Annotated in this window: 22 protein-coding genes and 1 pseudogene; 11 read left to right on the top strand and 12 right to left on the bottom strand. The window is 73.6% G+C overall.

The genetic code is table 11. From position 1 onward, the window contains the following. Nucleotide 1: 1 nt before the first annotated feature. Together ACGFZ2_RS25900 and ACGFZ2_RS25895 are read right to left on the bottom strand one after the other, a co-directional pair. Nucleotides 2-808: a prepilin peptidase gene (locus tag ACGFZ2_RS25900; protein WP_393259475.1), complete on the bottom strand. Its 807-nt coding sequence runs from the start codon at nucleotides 806-808 to the stop codon at nucleotides 2-4. A gap of 10 nt (nucleotides 809-818) precedes the next feature. Beyond that, complete coding sequence (locus tag ACGFZ2_RS25895; protein WP_393457714.1) at nucleotides 819-1847, bottom strand: EamA family transporter; 1029 nt, start codon at nucleotides 1845-1847, stop codon at nucleotides 819-821. Between the two features lie 347 nt (nucleotides 1848-2194). On the opposite strand from ACGFZ2_RS25895, the pseudogene ACGFZ2_RS25890 reads away from it, so the two are divergent. The 3 genes and pseudogenes from ACGFZ2_RS25890 to ACGFZ2_RS25880 form a co-directional block, all read left to right on the top strand. Continuing rightward, nucleotides 2195-2707: pseudogene (locus tag ACGFZ2_RS25890) on the top strand (hypothetical protein); the annotation flags it as partial. Nucleotides 2708-3297: 590 nt separating this feature from the next. Continuing rightward, nucleotides 3298-3726 (top strand): hypothetical protein, encoded by a 429-nt coding sequence (locus ACGFZ2_RS25885; protein WP_393457789.1) that lies wholly within the window; start codon nucleotides 3298-3300, stop codon nucleotides 3724-3726. Nucleotides 3727-3876: 150 nt separating this feature from the next. Next, complete coding sequence (locus ACGFZ2_RS25880) at nucleotides 3877-5118, top strand: ATP-binding protein (RefSeq protein WP_350702516.1); 1242 nt, start codon at nucleotides 3877-3879, stop codon at nucleotides 5116-5118. A gap of 19 nt (nucleotides 5119-5137) precedes the next feature. On the opposite strand, the gene ACGFZ2_RS25875 is transcribed toward ACGFZ2_RS25880, so the two are convergent. Continuing rightward, the gene (locus tag ACGFZ2_RS25875) at nucleotides 5138-5683 is read right to left on the bottom strand and encodes a GNAT family N-acetyltransferase (RefSeq protein WP_393457711.1); all 546 of its coding nucleotides are present in this window, start codon (nucleotides 5681-5683) and stop codon (nucleotides 5138-5140) included. Nucleotides 5684-5851: 168 nt separating this feature from the next. Between ACGFZ2_RS25875 and ACGFZ2_RS25870 the strand changes: the two genes are divergently transcribed. Next, nucleotides 5852-6397, top strand: coding sequence for a DoxX family protein (locus tag ACGFZ2_RS25870; RefSeq protein WP_393457708.1), 546 nt, complete (start codon nucleotides 5852-5854; stop codon nucleotides 6395-6397). A 215-nt stretch (nucleotides 6398-6612) separates the two neighbouring features. Then, nucleotides 6613-8055: a glycosyltransferase 87 family protein gene (locus tag ACGFZ2_RS25865; RefSeq protein WP_393259481.1), complete on the top strand. Its 1443-nt coding sequence runs from the start codon at nucleotides 6613-6615 to the stop codon at nucleotides 8053-8055. Nucleotides 8056-8070: 15 nt separating this feature from the next. Here ACGFZ2_RS25865 and ACGFZ2_RS25860 read toward each other — a convergent pair whose 3' ends face one another. The 4 genes from ACGFZ2_RS25860 to moaC all read right to left on the bottom strand — a co-directional run bounded on the left by ACGFZ2_RS25860 (nucleotide 8071) and on the right by moaC (nucleotide 10848). Next, nucleotides 8071-8535, bottom strand: a complete 465-nt coding sequence (locus ACGFZ2_RS25860; RefSeq protein WP_393259482.1) for a molybdenum cofactor biosynthesis protein MoaE — start codon at nucleotides 8533-8535, stop codon at nucleotides 8071-8073. After that, nucleotides 8532-9791, bottom strand: a complete 1260-nt coding sequence (locus ACGFZ2_RS25855) for a molybdopterin molybdotransferase MoeA (protein WP_393457705.1) — start codon at nucleotides 9789-9791, stop codon at nucleotides 8532-8534. The genes ACGFZ2_RS25860 and ACGFZ2_RS25855 overlap by 4 nt, the downstream gene beginning before the upstream one ends. A 98-nt stretch (nucleotides 9792-9889) precedes the next feature. Then, nucleotides 9890-10360, bottom strand: coding sequence for a molybdenum cofactor biosynthesis protein B (locus tag ACGFZ2_RS25850; protein ID WP_393259485.1), 471 nt, complete (start codon nucleotides 10358-10360; stop codon nucleotides 9890-9892). Then, nucleotides 10357-10848 carry a cyclic pyranopterin monophosphate synthase MoaC gene (gene moaC, locus ACGFZ2_RS25845; RefSeq protein ID WP_393259486.1) on the bottom strand — a complete coding sequence of 164 codons (492 nt, stop codon included), beginning with the start codon at nucleotides 10846-10848 and terminating at the stop codon, nucleotides 10357-10359. Before moaC ends, ACGFZ2_RS25850 begins: the two co-directional genes overlap by 4 nt. Before the next feature lie 904 nt (nucleotides 10849-11752). On the opposite strand from moaC, the gene ACGFZ2_RS25840 reads away from it, so the two are divergent. From ACGFZ2_RS25840 to ACGFZ2_RS25820, 5 genes are all read left to right on the top strand, one after another. Next, nucleotides 11753-14272: a putative bifunctional diguanylate cyclase/phosphodiesterase gene (locus tag ACGFZ2_RS25840; protein WP_393457702.1), complete on the top strand. Its 2520-nt coding sequence runs from the start codon at nucleotides 11753-11755 to the stop codon at nucleotides 14270-14272. Between the two features lie 70 nt (nucleotides 14273-14342). Further along, entirely contained in the window at nucleotides 14343-15644 is a 1302-nt protein-coding gene (locus tag ACGFZ2_RS25835) for a glycosyltransferase family 87 protein (protein WP_393457699.1), read from the top strand. 9 nt (nucleotides 15645-15653) lie between these two features. Then, complete coding sequence (locus ACGFZ2_RS25830; protein WP_393259490.1) at nucleotides 15654-16289, top strand: phosphoribosyltransferase; 636 nt, start codon at nucleotides 15654-15656, stop codon at nucleotides 16287-16289. Nucleotides 16290-16311: 22 nt separating this feature from the next. Beyond that, nucleotides 16312-16734, top strand: a complete 423-nt coding sequence (locus ACGFZ2_RS25825; RefSeq protein WP_393457696.1) for a zf-TFIIB domain-containing protein — start codon at nucleotides 16312-16314, stop codon at nucleotides 16732-16734. Between the two features lie 129 nt (nucleotides 16735-16863). Then, nucleotides 16864-17544, top strand: a complete 681-nt coding sequence (locus tag ACGFZ2_RS25820; protein ID WP_393259493.1) for a maleylpyruvate isomerase N-terminal domain-containing protein — start codon at nucleotides 16864-16866, stop codon at nucleotides 17542-17544. A gap of 74 nt (nucleotides 17545-17618) precedes the next feature. On the opposite strand, the gene ACGFZ2_RS25815 is transcribed toward ACGFZ2_RS25820, so the two are convergent. Both ACGFZ2_RS25815 and dnaB read right to left on the bottom strand, forming a co-directional pair. After that, complete coding sequence (locus tag ACGFZ2_RS25815; protein WP_393457693.1) at nucleotides 17619-18245, bottom strand: hypothetical protein; 627 nt, start codon at nucleotides 18243-18245, stop codon at nucleotides 17619-17621. Nucleotides 18246-18262: 17 nt separating this feature from the next. After that, nucleotides 18263-21103, bottom strand: a complete 2841-nt coding sequence (gene dnaB / locus ACGFZ2_RS25810; protein ID WP_393457690.1) for a replicative DNA helicase — start codon at nucleotides 21101-21103, stop codon at nucleotides 18263-18265. A 1167-nt stretch (nucleotides 21104-22270) separates the two neighbouring features. Here dnaB and ACGFZ2_RS25805 point away from each other — a divergent pair. Beyond that, a complete protein-coding gene (locus ACGFZ2_RS25805; RefSeq protein ID WP_393457687.1) occupies nucleotides 22271-22459 on the top strand; it encodes a hypothetical protein in 189 nt (62 codons plus the stop codon). 88 nt (nucleotides 22460-22547) lie between these two features. Here ACGFZ2_RS25805 and rplI read toward each other — a convergent pair whose 3' ends face one another. From rplI to ACGFZ2_RS25790, 3 genes are read right to left on the bottom strand one after another with little or no spacing between them, the layout of a single operon-like run. Next, nucleotides 22548-22994 (bottom strand): 50S ribosomal protein L9, encoded by a 447-nt coding sequence (gene rplI / locus ACGFZ2_RS25800; RefSeq protein ID WP_091100601.1) that lies wholly within the window; start codon nucleotides 22992-22994, stop codon nucleotides 22548-22550. 14 nt (nucleotides 22995-23008) lie between these two features. Continuing rightward, nucleotides 23009-23248, bottom strand: a complete 240-nt coding sequence (rpsR, locus tag ACGFZ2_RS25795) for a 30S ribosomal protein S18 (protein ID WP_007073789.1) — start codon at nucleotides 23246-23248, stop codon at nucleotides 23009-23011. Nucleotides 23249-23289: 41 nt separating this feature from the next. Beyond that, nucleotides 23290-23826, bottom strand: a complete 537-nt coding sequence (locus tag ACGFZ2_RS25790; RefSeq protein ID WP_172896610.1) for a single-stranded DNA-binding protein — start codon at nucleotides 23824-23826, stop codon at nucleotides 23290-23292. Between the last annotated feature and the right edge of the window lie 18 nt (nucleotides 23827-23844).

The raw sequence follows: 23844 nt of genomic DNA, 5'->3' as shown, positions 1-23844 counted from the left end.
GTCAGGGGGTGAGGGTGGCGAGCCAGGCGCCGGTGAGGAGGGCCGGGCCGAGTGGGAGAGGGGTGTCCCGGCGCACCCTGCCGGCGGCCAGCAGGGCGAGCACCACCACGCCGTTGAGCAGGTGCGGCAGGAGCAGCCCGAGCGCCAGCGGCGACCAGCCCAGCCAGCCGAGCGGCAGGCCCAGCACGGCGGCGAGCTTCACGTCGCCGAAGCCCAGCCGCGAGCCGGGCAACAGGGCCAGCAGCGCGTGCCCGGCGAAGCAGAGCCCGGCCCCCGCCACCGCGCCGAGCAGCCGCTCCGGGGCCCCCGCCAGCAGCGCCGCGCCGGTCAGGCCGACGGCGACGACCAGCGCGGCCGCGCCCACCAGCGGGTCGGGCAGCCGCAGGCAGGCCAGGTCGACCACGGCCAGCACCAGCCCCACCGCCGCCAGCCCGAGGAAGGCCGGCAGGACGGGGTCGCCGCCGAGGGCCGCCGCGAGCCCGGCGAACACGACCGCGCCCACCACCGCCCCGGCGACCGCGCCGAACCCGGTGGACGGGCCGACGCCAGCGGCCCGGGCGGGGGCCGCCGGCCCACCGCGGTCGGCCGGCCGACCCGGCTGGCCCGTCGCGGCGGACGCCACCGCCCCGACGGCGGGCCCCGGCCGGGTCGACGCCGGTCGGCCCGTCACGGCGGACGCCACCGCCCCGACGGCGGGCCCCGGCCGGGTCGACGCCGGTCGGCCCGTCCAGTGGCGGGCGACCCGGAGCGCGGCGAGGCCGGCGACGCCGCCGAGCAGCGCCGCGCACGCCACCAGCCCGCCCGACACGGGCCGGACGCTACCGGCGGGACGGCTCCGGCGCGGCCCCCTGGACAGGACGTCGGGGTCTCTCGGTGCTCACGACGAGGGCGACCCCGGCGACGATGACCGCGCCGCCGAGCAGCACCTGCGCGGTGACCGGCTCCGCGACGAACAGCGCGCCGAGCGCCACCGCGACCGCCGGGTTGACGTAGGCGTACGTCGCGACCAGCGAGATCGGGGCGTGGTGCAGCAGCCAGACGTACGCGGTGAAGGCGACCAGCGAGCCGGCCACCATCAGGTACGCGAGCGCGAGCCACGACCGGCCGGTGACCTGGCCCGGGTCGAAGCCGTGCAGCTCGCCGCGCCCCACGGCGAGGACGGCGAGTGCCGCCGCCCCGGCGAACATCTCGTAGACGGTGGCGACGAACGGGTCGGCGGGCATCCGGATCCGTCCGGAGAGAAACGAGCCGATCGACCAGCTGGCGGCGCCTGCGACGATGGTCAGCGCCCCGGCGAGCGGTACGGCGTCCGCCCCGCCGGTCGGCAGCACGAGCAGCACCAGGCCGACGAAGCCCAGCGTCACCCCGGCCAACGTCCAGAACCGGGGCCGGTCGCCCGTGACCGTACGCAGCAGCACCACCAGCAGCGGGACGGTGGCCACGAGCAGCGCGGCGATCCCGGAGGGCACCGCGACGCCCGGCGGGCCGGACTCGGCGAGCGCCACCAGCCCGTTGCCGCCGGCCAACAGCAGCACCCCGACCAGCGCGGCCGAGCCGAGCTGCCGCCGGTCGACCCGCAGCGCGCCCGGGCCCCGGCGCAGCCGCAGCACGATCGCCAGCACCAGACCGGCGGCGGCGAACCGGGCGGCCGCCGAGCCGAGCGGCGGCATCGACTCCACGACGATCCTGATGCCGAGGTAGGTGGAGCCCCAGACGACGTAGACCAGCAGCAGGGCGGTCCAGACCAGGGCCGGCGTGGCGGCGACCGCCCGGCGTGCCCCAGTGCCCGGGTCGGTCCCGGTGGGCGGCTCGGCGACCGGTGGCGGAATCGGTGGGCGTGGTCTCATCGGTGGACACGCTACGGTGGCCTGGGCGTCGGCGTCCCTCGTTGGTGGCCGGCCTCTCACCACTCACGCGGGAGACGTGCATGGCGAACTACGGACCACCACCGGGTCGGGGGGACCCGGCACCGTGGCGTGGGCGGCAGCCGGACGAGGCGTACGGCCCGTCGGCCGCCTCGCCCGGGCGCGGCGGGTGGGACGATCCGCACGCCACGTACCCACCGCCGGAGCCCGGGTACGGCGGTCAGCCGTACCGGCGGGGCGACCCGGGTCACGGACCGGGGCCGTACCAGCAGGGGGCACCGCCTCCCGCCTACGACCACGGTCCCGCCGCGCCGCCGTACGCCTCCTGGCCCGGCTCCGCGCCCCCCTCCCCGTACGCGCCGGGCACCACGTCGCCGCCGGAACGCCGGCGTGCCCGGGGGCCGGTGGCCGCGGTGCTGGCGGCGGTGGCCATGCTGGTCCTCGTCGGTGGCGCGGCGGTGTTCTACCTGCTCGGCCAGGACGACGAGGCGCCGGTGGCCACGCCGAGCGGGCCGGCGCCCGCCGCCGGGTCCGGGGCGCCGGAGGCACCGGCGAGCGCCCCGGCGGCCAGTGCCGCGGCACCCGAGTCCTCCGCCGACCCCCGCTTCGTCGAGGCGGGGCAGTGCGTACGCAACGACGGTCCGACCGGCGGCAAGCCCAAGCTGCTGATCAGTGACTGCGGCCCGCAGACGTACGAGGTGCTACGCCGGATCGACGGCGCGACCAGCGGCGAGAAGGACGCCGCGGCCAAGTGCGCCAAGGTCGACGGCTACACCAACTGGTATTTCTTCGACAGCGAGCTGGACACCCTCGACTTCGTGCTGTGCCTGAAGCAGCGCTGAACCACCGCACCCCTGGGGAAGAGATGACAACCTACGGATCACCCGGCCAGCCGGACGACCCCTACCAGCGCCCGGCCGACAATCCCGGGGGCCTGCCGCCCATCGACCCGACGCTGCCCCAGTGGGGGCAGCCGCCGTCGGCCGCCGCGGAGCCGCCGTCCGCCCCGCAGTGGGGCCAGCCGCAGCCCGGCGGGGAACCGCCGTCCGCCCCGCAGTGGGGCCAGCCGCAGCCGGGTGGCGAACCGCCCGCCGCCCCGCAGTGGGGCCAGCCCGGCCCGGCCGCCGAGCCGCCGACCACGCCGATGTGGAGCCAGCCTCCGGCCCCCGGACCGGCCTACCCCCCGCAGCCCCCGTCCTCCGGGTCGGGCTACCCGCCGCCGCCCACCTCCGGGGCCGGGTATCCGCCCCCGCCGGGGGGTCAGCCGTCGGCGGAGCAGGGTGGCTATCCGCCAGCCGGGCCGTTCCCGCCGGCCGGCCCGACGCCCGCGCCGGCGCCCGGCGCCCAGTGGGGCGCCCCGGCGCCGACCCCCGGCGGGTACGGGACGCCGCCGCCCGCTCCGCCGGCGAAGAAGGGCGGCGGGAAGATCGCCCTGATCATCGGCCTGGTGGTGGTGCTCCTGCTCTGCCCGTGCCTCGGGATCGCCGGCTGGGCGGTCTGGCAGGCCGGCGAGGACGACGACCCGTCGATCTCGGCACCGGCGACGAGTGCCCCCGCAAGTCCGACGGGCGAGCCGACCGACGAGCCCAGCGCGGCGCCGAGTTCGGCGGAGCCGAGCCCGACCGAGGACGACGACGACGATTTCGCCAAGGGCGACTGCGTGGTCAACGACGGCACGTCCACCGACGCCGAGCTGCGGAAGGTGCCCTGCGGCCCCAACACGTACGAGGTGCTGCTGCGGATCCCGGGCACGAGCGACGGTGACAAGTGCAAGACCCGGGCACCGAAGTCGACGGCGAACTACGTGCACGACAACTCGGTGGACTTCCTCGACTACGTGCTCTGCCTGAAGAAGCGCTGATTACCAAAACTAGGGCTGTCTAGCATCGACGCTAGACAGCCCTAGTTTTGTCTCGACCCCGGATCCGGCCGCCGCCGCGACCCGACACGCCGGTAGCCCCATCTACGGATGTCTAGCCCCGCAGCTAGACGGCCCGATACTGTGCGATGCGTGGATCCGGTCCGCAACCCGTACGCACCGGGCGCCGGCCAGCGTCCGCCCGAGCTGGCCGGGCGGGGGCGCGAGCTGGACGTCTTCGACGTCGTGCTGGAGCGCATCGCCCGCGGGCGGCCGGAACGCAGCCTGATGCTCACCGGCCTGCGCGGGGTCGGCAAGACGGTGCTGCTCAACACCCTCCGGTCCCAGGCGATCAACCACCTCTGGGGCAGCGGCAAGATCGAGGCGCGGCCGGACCAGTCACTGCGCCGCCCCGTCGCCGCCGCGCTGCACATGGCCGTCCGTGAACTCGCGCCCCGGCACCGCGCGCCGGACCGGATCGACGCCTTCCTCGGCGTGCTGAAGGCGTTCGCCCAACGGTCCGCGCCGACCGGTCGCGGCGGCGCCGCCCCGAAGCTGCGCGACCGGTGGCAGCCCGGCATCGACGTGCCCGCCGCCAGCGGCCGGGCCGACTCCGGCGACATCGAGATCGACCTCGTCGAGCTGCTCACCGACGCCGCCGCGGTGGCCGCCGACGTCGGCACCGGCATCGCCGTCTTCATCGACGAGATGCAGGACCTCGGCGCGGAGGACGTCTCCGCGCTCTGCGCCGCCTGCCACGAGCTGTCCCAACTGGGCGCGCCGCTGATCGTGGTCGGTGCCGGGCTGCCGCACCTGCCGGCCGTGCTCAGCGCCGCCAAGTCGTACTCCGAGCGGCTCTTCCGCTACCAGCGCATCGACCGGCTCGACCGGATCGCCGCCGACCAGGCGCTCTGCGCGCCCGCCGAACGCGAGGAGGTCGAGTACGAGCAGAAGGCGCTCGACCTGCTCTACGAGAAGTCCGGCGGCTACCCGTACTTCGTCCAGGCGTACGGGAAGGCGACCTGGGACCACGCGCCGCGCTCGCCGATCACCGCCGCCGACGTGCGGGTCGCCGCGCCCGAGGCCGAGGCCGAACTGGCGGTCGGCTTCTTCGGCTCCCGGTTCGAGCGGGCCACTCCGGCCGAGCGCGAGTACATGCGGGCGATGGCCACCCTGTCCCTGGTGGAGGGCGAGGTCGACGGCGGCGGGCGGGACGACATGGACGCCGCCGTGCCGACGGCGGAGATCGCCCGCACCCTCGGGCGCAAGCCGGCCAGCCTCTCCCCGGCCCGGGACGCGCTGATCAAGAAGGGCCTCATCTACTCCGGCGAGCGCGGCACGGTGGCCTTCACCGTCCCCCACTTCGGCCGTTACCTGCGCACCCAGCCGGCCTGACGGGCGGGGTGGGCGCGGGTCAGACCTTCGACCAGGGCGGGGGGAAGAGGACCTCGCCGCGCGGCGACGGCCCTTCGCCGCCGGTGGTCGGCGGGAGCACCAGCGCCTGCCAGGGGTCGCCGAGGCCGGACCAGGGGCTGGTCAGCCCCATCCGGTCGGCCCGGCCGAAGCCGAAGCGGTGGTAGTAGGACGGGTCGCCGAGCACCACCACCAGCCGCTCGCCCAGCTCGGTGGCCGCGTCGAGGCCGGCCTGGACCACCGCCGCGCCGAGCCCGATCCGCCGCCGGTGCGGCGCGACCGCCACCGGGCCGAGGGCCAGTGCCGGGGCGGTGGCGTCGTCGGACCTCACCCGGACCCGGGTGAGCAGGGCGTACCCCACGACCTCGCCGCCGTACTCGGCGACCATCGCCAGCTCCGGCAGCCAGGCGTCGCTGCCGCGCAGCTCGTCGACCAGCCCCACCTCGGGCGGCGTGGCCACGTCGGGCCGGGCGAAGGCGGCGGCCAGCACGCGACGGACCGCGCCGGTGTCGGCCGGGTCCTCGGGTCGCAGCCGCAGCGTCGTCACGCGGGGGACGTTACCCCTCGTCGGCGGTCCATCAGCGACGGTCGCTCGAATCGGCGTGGCGCGACCTCGCCGGGTCGGCGTGGCGACCAGCCCGGGAAGGTCCACGTGGGCCGATCCGGATCGGCGGTTGCGGGGGTAACCGGGCCGGTGACGGGGTATGACTGACCCATGAAACCCGTACGCTCCCTCGCCCGCGCCATGTTGAGCGGCATCTTCGTGGTCAGCGGGTTGCACAACTTCCAGAACCCGGGGCGGCTGGTCTCGGCCGCGAAGCCCCTGACCGACCGGGTGACCCCGCTACTGGAGAAGGCCGGCCCGCGCATCCCCACCGACACGGAGACGCTGATCCGGGTCAACGCGGTGGTGCAGGTCGGTGCCGGGCTGATGCTCGCCACCGGCAGGTTCGCCCGGCCGGCCGCGCTGGTCCTCGCCGGCACGCTGGTCCCGGTGACCATCGCCGGGCATCCCTTCTGGAACAACGACGACCCGGGAGCGCGGAACAACAACCAGATCCACTTCCTGAAGAACATCGGCCTCTTCGGCGGGCTGCTGCTCGCCGCCGCCGACACCGGCGGCAAGCCCGGCCTGCGGTGGCGGACCGGCCACCGGATCGGCCACTCCCGACGTTCGGTGCAGCGAGCCGTCCGTACCGCCCGCAGAGAGGCCCGGATCGCCGTACGATCGGCAGCGACGGCCCGACGAATCCCCGGCTGACCTGCGTCGATACCTCCCCTCCGCCGGTCCACCACCCGCCAACGCCACGAATTACCTGAACCACCCGGTAGGCGTTAACGCGGTGGAAATGTCAAAAACATGTGTGGGATCGGACACGGTCGCATAACGCGGGAGGCATTAACGTGAGGCGCCGTTCTAGGCTCCGTACCGGACCTGGACGGGTAGGACGACCTTGGTACGGGGGTGGCCACGCCATGCCGGCGACCGTCGGTAGGAGGGTGGACCGCCTCGCCCCAGTCCGTCGCGTAACGCGTGGGATCGATCGTAGGACAGTCGTACGGACCGGCTTCGTGGCCGCCGTCGCCTATGCCGCATGGCTCGCCATCGGCGCTTTCGGGCGGCCGTACAACTTCTTCGACATGAAGATCTACCACGGCGCGGTGGTGTGGTGGGCGAGCGGTCACGAGCTCTACGAGTTCATCGCACCCGGCACCACCCTGGGTTTCACCTACCCGCCGTTCGGCGGCCTGGTCATGCTGCCGATGGCGCACCTGCCGGTCGAGTTGGCCGGGATGGTCAACGCGCTCGCCAGCATCGCCGCCCTGGCGGTCGTGCTCGCCGGTCTGCTCCGCCCCATCGTCGACCGGCTCGGCTGGCCGCTCCCGTTCACCGTGGCGATCGCGACGCCGCTGGCGGTCGCCATCGAGCCGGCCCGGGAAACCCTCGGCTACGGCCAGGTGAACCTGCTCCTCTTCGCACTGATCATGGCCGACCTGATCGGCCTGCGCTGGCGGTCCCGCCGGGGCACCCACGTCGCCGAGACCGACGGCCCGCTGCTGCGCTTCGTCTACAGCGGCGCGTGGGCCGGCGTCGGCATCGGTCTGGCCACCGCGGTCAAGCTGACCCCGGCCCTGTTCATCGCCTACCTGATGATCACCCGACAGTGGCGGGCGGCGGCCACCGCGGTCGGCACGGTGATCGCCGTGACCCTCGGCTCCTTCGCCGTCGTCGGCACCGAGTCCCGGGCCTACTTCGGCGGCGTGCTCTGGCAGACCGAGCGGGTCGGCGCCGCCGACATGACGCCCAACCAGTCGCTGGCCGGGCTGCTGGCCCGGCTCTACGACTCGATCGAGACGCCCGGCCTGCTCTGGCTGGCGTTCGCGGTGCTGATGCTGGCGCTCGGCCTGTCCCGCGCCGCCAACGCGCGCGCCGACGGCGACGAGCTGACCGCGTTCACGCTGGTCGGCCTCACCGCCAACGTGATCAGCCCGATCTCCTGGACGCACCACCTGGTCTGGGTGATCCCCGCGATCATCGTGCTGGCCGACGCCGCCGTACGCCGCCGGGACGCCAGCCGCGGGCTGGCCCAGCGGGCCGGCCAGGGCGCGTACGGCGGGCTGCCGGGGGTCAACGGGCTGCGCCCGCCGATCTGGTACCCGGGGCTGACCGGGCTCCGGCACGGCGTCGCGGCGATCGGGCTCTACCTGCTCTTCCTGGTCTCCCCGATCTGGCCGTACGAACACCAGCTCCCCGAGGTGTCGCACTACCAGGACGGCCTCTTCGGCGCCCTGATGGAGAACTCGCTGGCGCTGGCCCTGATCGTGCTCGTCGCCGCGCTGCCGTGGCGCCCCGGCGCCGAGCCGGCCTTCTACGGCGACCGGATGGGCCGCCAGGCCGCGCTCGGCGTCCGCCGCTGAGGGGTGGGCCGCCCGTCAGGGGCAGTTCACCCACTCCTCGGTGCCGTCGGCGAACACCTGCCGCTTCCAGATCGGCAGCCGCGCCTTGACCTCGTCGACCAGCCGGGCACAGGCCGCGAACGCGGCGGCCCGGTGGGCGGTGCTGACCGCCGCGACCAGGGCCACGTCGCCGATGGCGAGCGGGCCGATCCGGTGCGACACCGCGACGGCGTACACGTCCGGTTCGCTGGCGATCTCGGCCGCCACCTCGCGCAGCACCCGCTCGGCGCTCGGGTGGCCCTCGTACTCCAGGCTGGTCACCGCGCGGCCGTGGTCGTGGTCGCGGACCACGCCCTGGAACGACACCACCGCGCCGGCCCGGCGGTCCGCGACCGCCGCCTCGTGCGCGGCCAGGTCGAGCGGCCGGTCGGTGACCTCGCCGAACGTCGTGGGCCGGTGGTCCGCGAGCCGGCCTGACGCGTCGGTGGTCGGCGCGGTCACCACGCACGCTCCCCGGGCAGCAGCGGCAGTGGCACGACCGGCACCCGGTCACCGGGCTCGCCCGAGGTGCCGGGGCGGATGACGGCGAAGCCGTCCGCGCCGGCCAGCCCGCGCAGCATCGCCGAGCCGACGTGCCGGACCGGGTGGGCGGTGCCGGCGGCCCGGTCCAGCCGGACCAGTGCCAGGTGGGTGTACCGCCCCCGGCCGGGCACCGGCTCGGCGAGCGCGGCGTGCGGCAGCACCGGCATCGGGCGGCCCGACAGGCCGGCCAGGAGCGGGGCGACCAGCGAGACCAGGGCGATGATGGCGGACTGCGGGTTGCCGGGCAGCCCGGCGACGAACCGGACCCGCCCGTCGGCGTCGGTCAGCCGGGCCAGCAGCATCGGGAAGCCGGGCCGCACCGCGACCGTGTTGACCACGTAGTCGGCGCCGAGCGCCTCCAGCGCGGGGTGCAGGTGGTCGACCGGGCCGTGCATCGTGCCACCGGTGGTGCAGACCAGGTCGGCGGTGGCCAGCGCGGCGCGCAGGGCCGCCACGTGCGCGGACAGGGTGTCCGCCACCGGTCCCACCACGTCCGACGGACGCACCACGCAGCCGTACCGGCGCAGCCACGCCGGCACCGCCGGCCCGAGCGCGTCCCGGACCCGGCCGGCGGCGGGCGGACCGGCGGTCAGCAACTCGTCGCCGAAGACCAGCAGCGCGGCGCGCGGCTGCCGCCGCACCAGCAGGCTGTCGTGCCCGCAGGAGGCGGCCAGGCCGACCAGCGCCGGGTCCACCGGCGTGCCGGCGGGGACCAGTTCCTCCCCGGCGTACGCCTCCTCGCCGGGCTCGCGCCACTCCGGCGCGGGCCGCGGCGTGCCGTCGACCAGGCCCTCCGGCGTACGGCGGGACTCCTCGACCCGCAGCACGGCGGTGGCGCCCGCGGGCACCATCGCGCCGGTGGCGATCTCGACGGTCGTCCCGTCGTCGGTCAGCGGCGCCGGGGTGCTGCCGGCCAGCGCCCGCCCGACCGGGCGCCACGGGCCCGCCCCGCGCACCGCCCAGCCGTCGACGCTGGAGGTCGGAAAGGCGGGCAGGTCCGTACGCGTGGTCAACGGCTCGGCGAGGGTGTGCCCGTCGATCTCGGCGAGCGGCCGGCTCACGGTGGCGAGCGCGGCGGCCAGGCCGACCGCGTACACCCGGGATCGGGCCTCCTCCCAGTCGGCCGGCGGGGGCGCGGCGACTGGATCGGCGGCCGGTGCGGTTTCCGTGCTCACCGGCCGAGCCTAGCCGGTGCGGAGTGTCGGTCGCCCCGTCACCTGCACCACTCCCGGTGCCCCGTCGAGCGGGCGGCCGGGGTCGACGTGGCGGGGTGTCAGTGGTCGCCGCCGCGGAGCTGGTCGACGGCGTGGGCGAGGATCGGCCCGAGCACGGCCAGACCGTCCCGGGCCCCGCCGGTGGAGCCGGGCAGGTTGACCACCAGCATCCGGCCGGCCACGCCGGCGAGCCCGCGGGAGAGCGCGGCGGCGGGCACCTTGTCGCGGCTGTGCGCCCGGATCGCCTCGGCGATGCCGGGGACCTCGTAGTCGAGCAGCGCCCGGGTCACGTCGGGGGTGCGGTCGGTCGGGTTGATCCCGGTGCCGCCACTGGTCAGCACGACGTCGACCCCGTCGGCCAGGGCGGCGCGCAGCGCCTCGCCCACCGGCTCGCCGTCGGGCACCACCACCGGGTCGTCCACCTCGCAACCCAGCTCGCGCAGCCCGGCCACGAGCAGCGGCCCGCTGGTGTCGGCGTACACCCCCGCGGCGGCCCGGTTGGACGCCACGACCACCCGTGCCCGGATCACGGCCGGTCCTCCGGGCGGACCCACAGGCCGGTCTTGCCGCCCTCCTTGCGCAGCACCCGGACCGCGTCGACGCTGGCCGCCGGGTCGACCGCCTTGACCATGTCGACCAGCGCCAGCCCGGCGACGGCCACCGCGGTCAGGGCCTCCATCTCCACCCCGGTGCGGTCCGCCGTCCGGGCCGTGGCGGTGATCTCGACGGTGTCGCGGGTCAGCGTCAGGTCGACCGTGACGCCGTGCAGGGCGATGGGGTGGCAGAGCGGGATCAGGTCCGGGGTCCGCTTCGCGCCCATGATGCCGGCGAGCCGGCCGACCGCCAACGCGTCGCCCTTGGGCAGCCCGTCGCGGCGCAGCAACTCGACCACCTCCGCAGTGGTGCGGAGCCGGCCGGCGGCGACGGCCAGGCGGCCGGTGACGGTCTTGGCGGAGACGTCGACCATGCGGGCCGCGCCCGCCGGATCGACGTGGGTGAGCTGCGCGGGATCGGTCACGGCCGCGAGCCTATCCGTCGTACGGCGCGATCGTCGGCCACGGCCCTGGCGTCGGTGTCCCGCCCCGATCCCGCACCGCTGCGTGGGGACCTGCCGTCCCTGGCCGACCGGCTTCCGGCCCGAGCAGGAACTCATCCGCCTTCGGGCCGACGACCAGCCTCGGCAATAACGAATCGGTGAGGCGACTCTCACTGTAAGGCGATCACTTCATGGCCGATCGGAACCTCGACCTTCGGTTCGTTGTACGGAGCGCCGGGTCGGACGTCCCGAATGGACGGGCAGGGTTTCACGAACATATGAACGAAAGGCTCGCGGTTGCTGAGGGTCACGCCTGATCAGCCCTCAGATGAATGGTGCGGTGCCCACCCTGCCGGGTGCGGGTTCGGTGGTTCCGACAGGTCGGTGCAGCGGCTCTGGTCGACAGCCGGCAGTGGCGCCACGACGGTCCGCAACCGGATACGGCCCGAACGGGCTGCTTCCGGGCCGGCGCATGGACAATCGCGCCGCCACGGGGCGCACCGCGCCCGTCGCGCCACAATCATGATCGGCGTTCAAGGGCGCCTTCACGTCCGATGCGCAGAGGCGGACACTGGGCCATTATCTTGCGTTAACCACAAGCGGATAGAAGTACAGCACTCCGTTCCGACGCGGGAACGGAAAGTCACGAAAAGTAGCGCGATTCTCATCCATTGCCCATAGTTACATATATCCCTCCAAAATTGCCTTAACCACCCTTAGGCTGTTCCCGTCGCAGACAACAGCCGCAGATGAGGTCGGGCAGTTAAGCAGGAGGGACAAAGCCATGTCGGCACACGAGTGGCAGTAAGAAGGATTGTGTTCGGCGAGTGACCGTAGGTAGCCTCGACATCTGCTCATCGGGGGCGGGTGGCAAGTCGGGGATGCGGTGACACGACCGAACACGGGCAAGACAGAGGCCGAGCGGCGGCTGACGCTGCACGTCGGCCTCGTCTGCGTTGTGGCCACGGTCGCGGTGGTCGTTTCCCTGCACGCGCTGACGGAACTCGACCTGTCGGGCGAGGATCTGGCGCTCAGCCTCAGCTTGATCTTCATGGCCGCACTCGGCGTGACGATCAAGTGGCGCATCCGGATCCGCGCGACGGTTCACGCGATCTCCTGGAGCGAGACGGCGATCATCCTGAGTCTGGCGGTCGCACCGACGTCGCTGGTCGTCCTGACCACCGGGCTCGGGGTGGCGATCGCCCTGCTGCTCATCAAGCTCCCGCCGCTGAAGGCCGCCTTCGGAGTAGCCAAGAGCATGTTGCTGGCGGCGGGCGCGGGGGCGACACTCCACGCGCTCGGATGGCCGCCATCGCCCACCGAGTTCCCACATGTGGTCGGGCTGATCGGGCTCGCCTACGCAGTCGCCGTGGTCCTCGACGAGCTACTGACCCTCCCGGTCATCGCGCTCGCCACCGGCACCAGGCTCGGGCACCTCTTCCGGGAGGACCTCGGGATGCGCCTGACGAGCGCGGCGGCACGCTTCGTCCTCATCGTCACCACGCTGCTCATCCTGCGCGCCGACCCCCGCCTCCTGCTTGCCGTGCCGCCCCTGGTGCTCAGCCTCCACCTGCTCTACTCCAACCGGGTCAAGGCCCGCACGGAGCAGCAGGCGTGGCAGCGGCTCGCCCGCACCACCGACGCGCTCAACGTGGTCGACCTGGACAAGGTCCTCACCACGGCGGTCACCCAGGCCGCCGAGCTGTTCTCCGCCGACGAGGTGGAGGTCGAGCTGCGCGACGGCGGCCGCACCGTGCGCGGCGGAGCGGGCTCCATCACGTACGACGGGCCGGCCGGCGAGCCGACCGCCACCGACGGCACCGTGGTCCCGGCCGCGCTGGAGGGGCACGACCGGACGGCCGACGTGGGCGTGCTGCGACTGCGTTTCCGCGGCCCCGTGCAGCTCTCCGAGCGGGAGCAGTACACGCTGCGCACCTTCGCCTCGGCGCTCTGCACCGCGGTCCGCAACGCCCAGGCGTACGCCGAGCTGGCCCGGGTCGCCGACGAGCACGCGTACGCCGCCACGCACGACGCGCTGACCGGGCTGGCCAACCGCCGCCACCTGCTCGACCAGGGCACCGAGCACCTCAACACCCGGCACGCCGACGGGGTGACCGCGCTGGTGCTGATCGACCTCAACCACTTCAAGGAAGTCAACGACACCCTCGGGCACGCCGCCGGGGACCAGGTCCTCGTGCAGGTCGCCGAGCGGCTGCGCACCGCCGCCCAGGAGGGCGACCTGGTGGCCCGGCTGGGCGGCGACGAGTTCGCCGTACTCCTGCGGGGTCTGCCGGCCCCGGCGGTGGCCGCGCACCGCGCGGAGACCCTGCTCGCCACGCTGCACGAGCCGTTCGACCTGGACGGCATGCGGATCAGCGTCGAAGCGAGCGGCGGAATCGCCGCCGCGCCCGCCACCGGCGGCATGCCGGAGCTGCTGCGCCGCGCGGACGTGGCGATGTACCAGGCGAAGCGGGCCGGGCAGCGCACCTCGACGTACGCCCCGACCCGGGACACCGCCGACCTCGGCCGGCTGACCCTCGGCGGGGAGCTGCCCCGCGCCGTCGCCGACCACGAGTTCACCGTCAACTTCCAGCCCATCGTCGACCTGGGCTCCGGCCAGGTCACCGGCGCGGAGGCGCTGGCCCGCTGGCGCCACCCCGTCCACGGGGTGATCGACCCGCTGCGCTTCCTGGAGGCGGTGGAACGGTCCGGGCTGCTGCCGGCCTTCGCCGAGGCGATCCTCGACGAGGCGCTGCTCGCGGCGAGCGCCTGGCGGGAGGCCGGCTTCGACGTGCCGGTCGCGGTCAACGTGTCGCCGCGCAGCCTGCTCGACGCCCGCTTCCCCGGCTCGGTGCTGGCCCGGCTGCGGGCCCACGACCTGCCCCCCGACCGGCTGGTGCTGGAGTTGACCGAGACGCTCACGCTCAGCCAGCTCGACGTGGTGGACCGGGTGCTCAGCCGGCTGCGGGACGAGGGGGTGCGGCTGGCGCTGGACGACTTCGGCACCGGTTACTCCTCCCTCTCCCTGCTCTCCCGGATCCCGGTGCACGAGCTGAAGATCGACCGCAGCTTCGTGACCGCCATGGAGGGCTCCGCCGAGGCCGCCGCCGTCATCCGCTCCACCCTCGACCTGGGCCGCAGCCTCGGCCTCGACGTGGTGGCAGAGGGGGTGGAGAGCGAGCCGCAACGCCGGGCGCTCTGGGAGCTGGGCTGCACCGCCGGGCAGGGCCACCTCTTCGCCCGGCCGATGCCCGCCAACACGCTTCTCGCCGCGTTCCGGCGAGGCTCCGGGGGCAGTCCGGGCGCTCTCGCGCCGCCGCTGCACGACGCCGGCGCGGTCATCCGTCTCGCCCCCGGCCGCCGACAGGGCGGGCGCGGCCGCGCCGACCGCCACCTGCCGGCCTGACCGGGAACGGCCGCCAGCCCAGCATCGACGCGTGGCGGTGGCGTGGGCCCGGTCTGCCAGACTGGCGCGCGTGACCGCCGCCCCGACCACCCGCCGCGGCTGGCGGGCCCTCGACTCCGCCGCCGGTGGCCTCGCCCTCGACCTCGGCCTGTACGCCGTGTCGGCGGCGTTCGCCGCGACCACCGCCGCCACGTCCACACTGGTCCCGCACCGGGCCTGGGGCGGCATCGCCGCCGCCGGGTATCTCCTCGCCGCCCTCGCGGCGACCGCCCAGCTCGTGCTGCGCCGGCGCGACCCGCGGTCGCCGCTGGCCGGCCTGCCGGCCCGCTGGGCGGTCACCGGTTTCGCCTGGTTCACCACCGCCCTGCTGCCGCTGGCCTGGCAGAGCGTCGAACGGGCCGGCGGGCGCGGCGACCGGGCGCAGGAGGAGGTGCTGGTCGTCGAGGAGTCCGGCAGGCGGCTGGTCGACACCGGCACGCCGTACCTCGGGCACGACGCGATCGCCGCCCTGCCGCCCGGCGAGCAGCTGCTCGGCTACACCCCCTACCAGCCGGGAATGGCCCTGTTCGGGCTGCCCAGGGCGGCCGTCGACGCCTGGTGGACCGACGCGCGCGTCTGGTTCGCGGTCGGCACCGCGCTGGCGCTGGCCCTCGCGATCCGCGCCCTGGCGCGCGTCGACCGCCCCGCCGGCCACCACGCGGCCGGCGCCGCCGTGCTCCGGGGCGTACAGGCCGCAACCGTGCTGCCGGTCTGCGCGCTCACCCTCGCCACCGGCGGCGACGACCTGCCCGTCCTCGCGCTCTGCCTGCTCGCGCTGGCCCTCGCCGCCGCCGGACGACCCGGCCGGGCCGGCATCGCCGTCGGCCTGGCCGGGGCGCTGAAGCTCTTCGCCTGGCCGGTCGCCCTCGTGCTGATCATCTGGGGGATGACCCGGCGGGCCGGCCTGCGGGTCGCGGCGGGAGCGCTCGGCCTGCCCGTCGCCGCGCTGCTCCCCGCCCTGCTCGTCGACCGCGACGCGCTGGTCGAGAACGTGCTCCGCTTCCCGCTCGGCCATGGCCTGGTGACCAGCCCGGCACAGTCGCCGTTCCCCGGCCACCTGATCGCCACCGCGCTGCCCGCCGGCCGCGCGGTCGCCGCCGCCCTGCTGCTCGCGGCCGGGCTGGCGATCGCCGTCCGGCTCGCCCGCCGCCCGCCCCACACCGCCGTCGCCGCGACGCTGACCTGCGGGTACGGGCTGCTGGCCGCGATCCTGCTGATGCCGTCGACCCGCTTCGGCTACCTGCTCTACCCGCTCGCCCTCCTGGTCTGGGCCGCCGCGCTGCGGCACCCCGGTTCGCCGAACTGGCGGGCGAAGGGCGGCGACACGGCGTAGACCTGAGGCATGACCACCACCTATCGCGACCGCGAAGAGGCGGGCCGGATGCTCGCCGACCGGCTCACCGCCCTGATCGGCGAACCGGACGTCATCGTGCTCGGGCTGGTGCGCGGCGGCGTGCCGGTGGCCCGGGTGGTCGCCGAGCGCCTCGGCGCGCCGCTGGACGTGCTGGTCGTCCGGAAGCTCGGCATGCCGTGGGCGCCCGAGGTCGCCTTCGGCGCGCTCGGCCCCGGCGGCGTGCAGGTGCTCAACGACGTCGTGGCCAGCCGGCTCGGCGCCGACGACATCGCCGAGGTGCGCCAACGCGAGCAGGCCGAACTGGAGCGGCGGGAGCAGCTCTACCGCGCCGGCCGGCCGCCGCTCGACCTCTCCGGGCGCACCGCCGTCATCGTCGACGACGGCCTGGCCACCGGGGCCACCGCCCGCGCCGCCGTCCAGGTCGCCCGCCACCTCGGCGCCCGCCGGGTCGTGGTCGCCGTCCCGGTCGGCTCGCAGGAGGCGTACGAGATGCTGGCCGCCGAGGCCGACCAGGTCATCTGCGCGCAGCACCCGCCGGAGTTCATGGCGGTGAGCGCCTACTACGAGGACTTCCACGAGGTCCCCGACTCCGAAGTAACGGAAGCGCTGACAGCAACCGCGTGACCGGACCGGGTACGGTCGGAGAATGAGCCTGACCTGTCCCAAGTGCCACGGAGAAATGCGCCAATACGAGCGCAGCGGCGTCGTCATCGACCAGTGCGGCGAGTGCCGGGGGATCTTCCTCGACCGCGGCGAGCTGGAGAAGCTGTTCGAGGCGGAGGCCAACTGGAACCGCCAGCAGGGCGCCCCGACCCCGCCGCAGCCCGCCCACCAGCAGGGCGGCTACGCCGGCCAGCCCGGCCACCAGCAGGGCGGCTACGCGCCTCCGCCGCCCCCGCCGCCCGCCCCCGCCCCGCACCAGCCGGGCTACGGCGCTGTCCCGCCGCCCCCGCCGGCCCACGGCTACCCGCCGGCCCCCGCGTACGGGCACGGCCACCAGCACCACGGCTACCACGGGCACTACAAGCGCAAGAAGCACAAGAGCTTCCTGGACGAGATGTTCGGCTGAGCCCTCCGTCGACCGGGCCGGTGCCTCGACCGGCCCGGTCACCCGCGGCCACGCCCGCGCCCCGCACCGCCACTCGCCGGGCCACTGCTAGCCGTGCCGGCCGGCGACCGGCGTGCGACGCTGCATCCCATGACGCACCAGGGGCAGCACTTCGCGCTGGCGCAGGCGTACGACGGGATCATCCGGGTCGTGGCCGACCTCGACGACGCCGACCTGCAACGGCCCACCCGGTGCCGGGGTTGGCTCGTCGCGGACCTGCTGTTCCACGTGCTCTGCGACGCCCAGCGGGCGCTGGTTGCGCTGGCCAGCCCCGCCGAGGGCCCGCCCGACGTGGACGACGTGAGCTACTGGCGCGCGTTCCCGGCCGACGTGGACGGAGCCGCCGCCCGACATGCCTGGTGGGTGCGCCGCTCCGCCGCCGCCTTCGACCGTCCGAGCGGGATCGTCCGGCTCTGGACCGACACGGCCCCCGCCGCCGTACGCGCTGCTGGCGCGGCAGACCCCGACGGCCGCGTCACCACGCAGGGGCACGTGCTGCGCGTACCGGACTTGCTCGCCACCCTGACCACCGAGGCCGTCGTGCACCACCTGGACCTGGTCCTCGACCTGCCCGACGCGCCCCTGCCCGGGGTGCTCGCCACGCGGGTCGCCGTGGCCACGATGGACGGCCTGCTCAGCGACGACGCCGTCCGCCCGGCCGGGTGGAGCGACGCGGAATACCTGCTCAAGGCGACCGGCCGGCTGCCGCTCACCGACCGCGACCAGCTCGAACTCGGTGAGGTCGCCGGCTGGTTCCCGCTCCTGGGCTGACCAGTTCCGGCATCGCCGGAGCGGCGGTCAGCTCAGGTCCGTCGGGCCGGACGCGCGGAAGATGGCAGCCGCCATTATCCGTTGGGCGGTCTCGGCCTTACCCGAAAGAGCAGTGGTGGCGTCCGGAACTGAGGCATGGTGGCCGGAGCCGATCGCGATCTGCGGTAGACGCCGACTGATCCATCCCCGTCGACCACACCACGCCAGAAGTCACGCGACTCCACCAACCGAGCGTTGATCGGTCCCTGGTACCGGCCGAGCGCAACAAGCCGGTCAGCCAGCCGCTGGGACCGAACCGAGAACTGGCACGAGTGATGTGTCGGGCTGGGTGCCGAAATGACGCTCGTCGAACCGAGGAAGGTACGGAGCTTGAGCAGGTGCGCTCGATCCCGTTCGGCGAGCCCGACCGAGATCTGCGGGATGTGGTTCCGGCGGTAGCTGATCGAACCATCGGCGAACAGGAAGCCGATCCAGTAGCAGGCATCAGGTGTCAACTCGTCGAAGGCATCGTGCCGCAGCGTGTGGACAACGCGTCGAAGCGGAACACCGCGCCGGAGGACAAGCCCGCGTACGGAGGGCTCTGTGATGCCGTACGCCGTGGCTAGTTGCCCCAGTGTCACTCCCGCTTGGTAGGCGATGCTCGTCAGACTCTCGCCGGCCAGAGCACGCGTGACGGCCGCGTCCTGCGCGGTCTCCGGCATTCGTGCCCCTAAATGCATCACACGATGGCCATGTCCACAAACCGCGACAGATGGAGCTGCGCCGCAACCGTCACCGTGTCGGTTGGGCCATTCCTGTGCTTGGCAACTATGAAATCCGCCTCCCCGGCCCGCGGCGATTCCTTGTCGTAGTAGTCGTCGCGGTGCAGCAGGATGACAACATCGGCATCTTGCTCAATTGAGCCACTTTCGCGCAAGTCGGACAATTGGGGTCGCTTGTCGGTGCGCTGCTCCGGGCCACGGTTCAGCTGACTCACCGCGATCACCGGGCACTCGACCTCCTTGGCGAGCAGCTTCAGGCCACGGGACAGGTCCGCGACCTCCTGCTGTCGGCTCTCGGTGCGCTTCGGCGAGGTCATCAGTTGGAGGTAGTCGACGACGATCAGCTTGAGGTCGTGCCGCTGCTTGAGCCGCCGCGCCTTGGCCCGGATCTCCATCAGGTTCATGCTCGGCGTGTCGTCGACGAAGAGCGGCGCCTCGCTGATCTCGCCCATGCACCGGGCGAGCTTGGTCCAGTCGTCGTCGGAGAGCTGACCGCTGCGCAGGACGTGCAGCGGCACCCGCGCCTCGGCCGAGAGCAGCCGCATGACGATCTCGACCTTGCTCATTTCCAGTGAGAAGATCGCCGATGCCTGGTTGGCGCGAATAGCAGCATTTCGAGCAAAGTCCATGCTTGCGGTGCTGTTGTGCGTCGGCACCATCGCCCGACCCGCGAGGTAGAGGTGCTCGGGATTGTCCACCGTCACGCACCGAACCGGGACGCTCGGCACCGGTCGGACGTCCACGATGAAGCGGGAATTCGTCCGCACGTCCGAACTGGTACGACGCCTCGCGGCGTGAGCCGAGCGCTTCCGCTCCAACCGGAAGATTGGATCCGGGGTGGAGAAGTTCAGCGTGTACGCGGTCGACGAATCGGGGCTGCGCCCGGGCACCGCCTTTTCCGTGACAGTGCAGCGGTAGCCCAGACTCACCACGAGCTCCCACACGTCCTCGGCGAGCCGCTTGGAGGTGGAGGTGTACTGGAGGTTACCGGCGGGAGCGACCGTGCCGTCGGTGTCCATCAGGCCCGCCAGCAACGCGCGGCGCTGGGGCTCGGAGGCCCGAAGGTACTCCTGCGGGATGTGCTTGTCCGTCGCCACCCCCAGCCGGCGGAGCAGCGCCAGAAACGAACCGTGCACGACCCTGCAGTCCGCGCAGCGCTTGACGGCAGGGTTCTCCCGAAGTGCCCGGGTGGACCGGCCGCAGTTGACACACGTCCGCTCGGTCGATGGCGTCGCCGCTGGCAGAGAGATGCTGTAGAGCATCGGGCCGCTGGGCCGCACCACGAATCCGTCCCGCTCGACAAGGTCCACCATCTCGTCGTCAGCGGTGGTGAACCGGCTGGCGCCGGTGTGCCCGTCACCGAGCCACACGCCCAGGGTGTAGGGCGGGATCAGCAGGTCGCGCTCCGGCAGTCGCAGGGGACCGCAGTTCTCGACGGCGTGGTTCAACCGCCGGTCGGCCGTGTCGGTACGCAACGTCGCCGCGATCTGGGCAGTGGTCACCACACCGCCGTGCCGGACCCGGGCACCGGCATTGACGTGCCGCTCGGCCCGCTCGCGCAGCCCAGTCAGCAGTGGCCCTGCCGGGTACCCCGGTGCGCTCCAGTTCCGCGCCTTCCCCGCGCGCGTCACCAGCCGGCTCACCCGCCCCTCGGCGCCGACCTCCCGCGCGACGGTGTGCAGGACGTTGCGGAACTCAGGGCCGACCTGTTCCAGGGCCTGCGCCACGGTGACGAGGCGTCGGGATTCGGCACCGACCGTCGCCTGGGCGGCCCGCACCCTGGACAACGACGACTCCGGCCAGTACTGACGCGTTCGCTGCTCAGGCTGGCGTCGGCTCGCCCGGGTCGTGGTCTTCCATAGGTGCTCCGCGTCCGCGACGATCACCGTGCCGTCGGAAAATTCAACCTCGTAGCACGGCCGGTCGTACATCACCTCGAAGGCGGCGGTAACGGTGGTCGGGCTGCCATCGGCGGCCAGCAGGCGGTCGCCCACGGCGACCTCGCCCATCGTGGTCCATCCGTCCGGGGTTGGCAGCGGCGTGTCGAGGGCGAGCGCCTTACCCAAACCCGGCCGGCCGGCGACGATGATGAGCTGCCCGGCGTGCAGGCCGTTGAGCAGCCGGTCCAGGTCGGTGAAGCCGGTGGGGACGCCGGTCATCACGCCGCCTTGGGCACCCACCGCCTCGATCTCGTCGAGCGTCGGCTGAAGCATGTCGGCGAGCACCGCGAAGTCCTCGCTGACGCGGCGCTCGGTGACGTCGTAGACCGCCTGCTGGGCGAGGTCGACGATGTCGTCGACGTCGCGGCTGCCGCCCTGACCGGTGCCGTAGCCCAGCTGCACGATCTTGGTGCCGGCCTCCACCAGCCGCCGCAGGACCGCCCGCTCGCTGACGATCCGCGCGTAGTAGGCGGCGTTCGCGGCGGTCGGCACGCTGGCGATCAGCGTGTGCAGGTAGGGGGCGCCACCGATCCGGACGAGGTCGCCGGAGTCGGCCAGCGCCGCCGCCACGGTGATCGAGTCGGCCGGCTCGCCCCGACCGTAGATCTCCAGGATGGTGTCGAAGATGGTGGCGTGCACCGGCCGGTAGAAGTCGTTGGTCTTGAGGATCTCGACGACGTCGGCGATGGCGTCCTTGGAGAGCAGCATGCCGCCGAGGACGCACTGCTCGGCGGCGACGTCCTGGGGTGGGGTCTTGTCGAACTGACCGTCGCGCTGGGGCGGCGGGGACGCCTGGCCGCCGCCGGTACGCTGGTCCGCCCGCATGTCGTCGGTGACCGACACGGGTCCCCCCTCCACTGCGTCGGATCCAAGGCCAGCTCTACCGCCGGGGTACGACAACCTCGACCTGCCGGTCGATCGGGGGTCATCGCACGGCCGGTCGGGGGCCCACCTTACGGAACCCGAGGTCAGCCCCTCAACCGTGGCGGTGGACGAGCCTCGGGACAACCTGTGGATTCCGGTGGACGACCATGTGCGCAGGGTGTGCACAGGCTGTGGACAACGGTTGGGGAATTCCCCCAGGCAAGCCGCTGAGCTGGGAAAACTCAGTCCCCACCCTGTGGATGAAAGTTTTCGGTCGAACTGCCCGGTCGAACGTCCCGTACCGTCTCCAGCGAACGGCTACACCTTGGCAGCGGATCGCGCCATCGGTTGGGGAGGGTCACGCTCCGGCCGTGAGTTACCGGGACTGGGGACGAGACGATGGCCCGCGCGAGCGCCCCCCGGCCGTTGCCTGGGAAGGTCCCCCAGACCCGTCGCCGGCCGACCCCTACGACGGGGACACCGCCCGGCCCCGCGCCCGGAGGCGACGTCGCGGCATCACAGCCGGCCAGCAGGAGTCCGTCGGTCCCTACCTGCCGCGATGGGCGCTCGAGTCCGGCGTCCGCCGCGCGGACGGCGGCGGCCGGCACGCCGCCCCGGACGACGAGGACGACCTCGACCGCCGCCGGGCCGGTGGCGGCTGGCGGACCACGGAGACCACGAGCAGTTGGCACCGGGTCAGCGAGCCGAGCTGGCGGGAGGCCCCGGCGGGCGGCGCGACGCCGGAGTCGGAGCATACCGGGGAGTGGACGTTCGACCGACCGCAGGAGCGGGGCTACTCGGGGCGCCGCCGGGCCGAGGACCGGGAGGCATGCGGATCGGCGGCGCCCTCCTACCCACCGCCGTTGGACCGTGGGACGCGTCGGGCGTACGCGCGTGGCACCCGGCCGGCAAGGTGGACCGCTGGGAGCACTCCGTCGCCGCCGTTCGCTGGGATCAGAGCGACGACACCGGCCAGTGGCACCAGCCGGACAGCACCGGGCGGTGGGAGCGATACTCCGGCGGCGGTGGGTGGGACCGGACGGTGCCGGCGCGCTCCGGCGGGGCACCGCGGAGGGGTGGCCCTGGCCTGGGCAGGACGACCGGGACGAGGGGTCCTAGTCGGGCAGCCGCCTGGCGGGCGACGATCCGCGGTCACGGGCGTTGGGTTCCCTGGCGTCAGGCCTGCCGCGATTCGGGTTGGCGCTGGCCAGCAGCCTGGTCGTGGCGCTGCTGCTGCGCCGGGTCGGCACCACTTGGCGTTCGGCCACGGTGGCGCTGGCTGCGGCGGTGGTCGGCGGTGGCCTCTCGACGGTCATGATCAGCGCGGTCACCGGGCAGCCGATCGGCTGACGCGCCCCATCCGGCCGGGCCGGTTGTCGAACGCGAACAGGGCCCGCACCGGTCGGTGCGGGCCCTGTCGTGGTGCTGTGGTGAGGCGTCAGCCCTGGACGACGTTGAGGTCGAACTTGGCGGTCACCTCGGGGTGCAGCTTGATCCGCACCGGGTAGGAGCCGGTCGACTTGATGTGACCGGGCAGCTCCAGCCGACGACGGTCGAGGACCGGGCCGCCGGCGGCCTTGACGGCGTCGACGATCTCGGCCGGGGTGACCGAGCCGAAGAGCCGGCCACCGTCACCGGCGCGGGCCTTCAGGCTGACCTTGAGGCCCTCGAGCTGGTCCTTGACCTCGTTGGCGTGGCCGAGGTCGCGGATCTCCCGGGCCGAGCGGGCCCGCTTGATGACCGTGACCTGCTTCTCCGCACCCTTGGTCCAGGCGATCGCGAAGCCCTGCGGCAGCAGGTAGTTACGGCCGTAGCCGTTCTTGACCTCGACGATGTCGCCCGGGGCACCGAGGCCGGACACCTCCTGAGTCAGGATGATCTTCATATCGGTGCCTCCTCTCAGCGGGCCGTGGCGGTGTACGGCAGGAGCGCCATCTCGCGGGCGTTCTTGACCGCACGGGCGATCTGCCGCTGCTGCTGCGAGGTCACGCCGGTCACCCGCCGAGCGCGGATCTTGCCGCGGTCGGAGATGAACTTGCGCAGCAGCGCGGTGTCCTTGTAATCGATGTAGGTGATCCCGTCCTTGTCGAGCGGGTTCACCTTCTTCTTCGGCTTGCGAAGTGCAGCGGCCTTGGCCATTGCTCGTGCTCCTGGTTTGCGATCGCGGGCGCTCGGCGCCATTAGAACGGGGGCTCCTCGTCGAAGTTTCCGCCACCCGAACCACCGCGCGAGGGTGCCGGAGCGGCCGAGGCCCAGGGGTCGTCGAAGTTGCCTCCGCCGCCGCCCTGGCCACCTCCACCACCGCCGCCGAAGCCGCCGCCACCGCCGCCGGAGCGGGACATCTTCTGCACCTTCGCCGTGGCGTAGCGCAGCGACGGGCCGATCTCGTCGACCTCGAGCTCGATGACGGTGCGCTTCTCGCCCTCGCGGGTCTCGTACGACCGCTGACGCAGCCGGCCCGAGACGATCACGCGGGCGCCCCGCTGGAGCGACTCGGCGACGTGCTCCGCCGCCTGCCGCCACACGGTGCACGCCAGGAAGAGCGGCTCGCCGTCCTTCCACTCGCCGGAGGCCTTGTCCATGAACCGGGGCGTCGAGGCGACCCGGAACTTGGCGACCGCCGCACCGGAGGGGGTGAACCGCAACTCGGGGTCATCGGTCAGGTTGCCGATGACCGTGATGGTGGTGTCTCCTGCCATGACCATCTCCTCGCGCACTCAATCTGTTCTGCCGTA

Origin of the sequence: Micromonospora sp. NPDC048063 (assembly GCF_043202855.1) — a bacterium.
GTDB lineage: Bacteria > Actinomycetota > Actinomycetes > Mycobacteriales > Micromonosporaceae > Micromonospora.
The sequence above is the reverse complement of the archived record's forward strand: the minus strand, read 5'-3'. Positions and strand labels throughout refer to the sequence as shown.

Excerpts from the sequence above, each read along its gene's own strand:
- ACGFZ2_RS25895 (WP_393457714.1), bottom strand. The coding sequence starts at position 1,847 with ATGAGACCACGCCCACCGATTCCGCCACCGGTCGCCGAGCCGCCCACC.
- ACGFZ2_RS25870 (WP_393457708.1), top strand. The coding sequence starts at position 5,852 with ATGAAACCCGTACGCTCCCTCGCCCGCGCCATGTTGAGCGGCATCTTC.
- ACGFZ2_RS25865 (WP_393259481.1), top strand. The coding sequence starts at position 6,613 with ATGCCGGCGACCGTCGGTAGGAGGGTGGACCGCCTCGCCCCAGTCCGT.
- ACGFZ2_RS25830 (WP_393259490.1), top strand. The coding sequence starts at position 15,654 with ATGACCACCACCTATCGCGACCGCGAAGAGGCGGGCCGGATGCTCGCC.
- ACGFZ2_RS25825 (WP_393457696.1), top strand. The coding sequence starts at position 16,312 with ATGAGCCTGACCTGTCCCAAGTGCCACGGAGAAATGCGCCAATACGAG.
- ACGFZ2_RS25820 (WP_393259493.1), top strand. The coding sequence starts at position 16,864 with ATGACGCACCAGGGGCAGCACTTCGCGCTGGCGCAGGCGTACGACGGG.
- ACGFZ2_RS25815 (WP_393457693.1), bottom strand. The coding sequence starts at position 18,245 with ATGCCGGAGACCGCGCAGGACGCGGCCGTCACGCGTGCTCTGGCCGGC.
- rplI (WP_091100601.1), bottom strand. The coding sequence starts at position 22,994 with ATGAAGATCATCCTGACTCAGGAGGTGTCCGGCCTCGGTGCCCCGGGC.
- rpsR (WP_007073789.1), bottom strand. The coding sequence starts at position 23,248 with ATGGCCAAGGCCGCTGCACTTCGCAAGCCGAAGAAGAAGGTGAACCCG.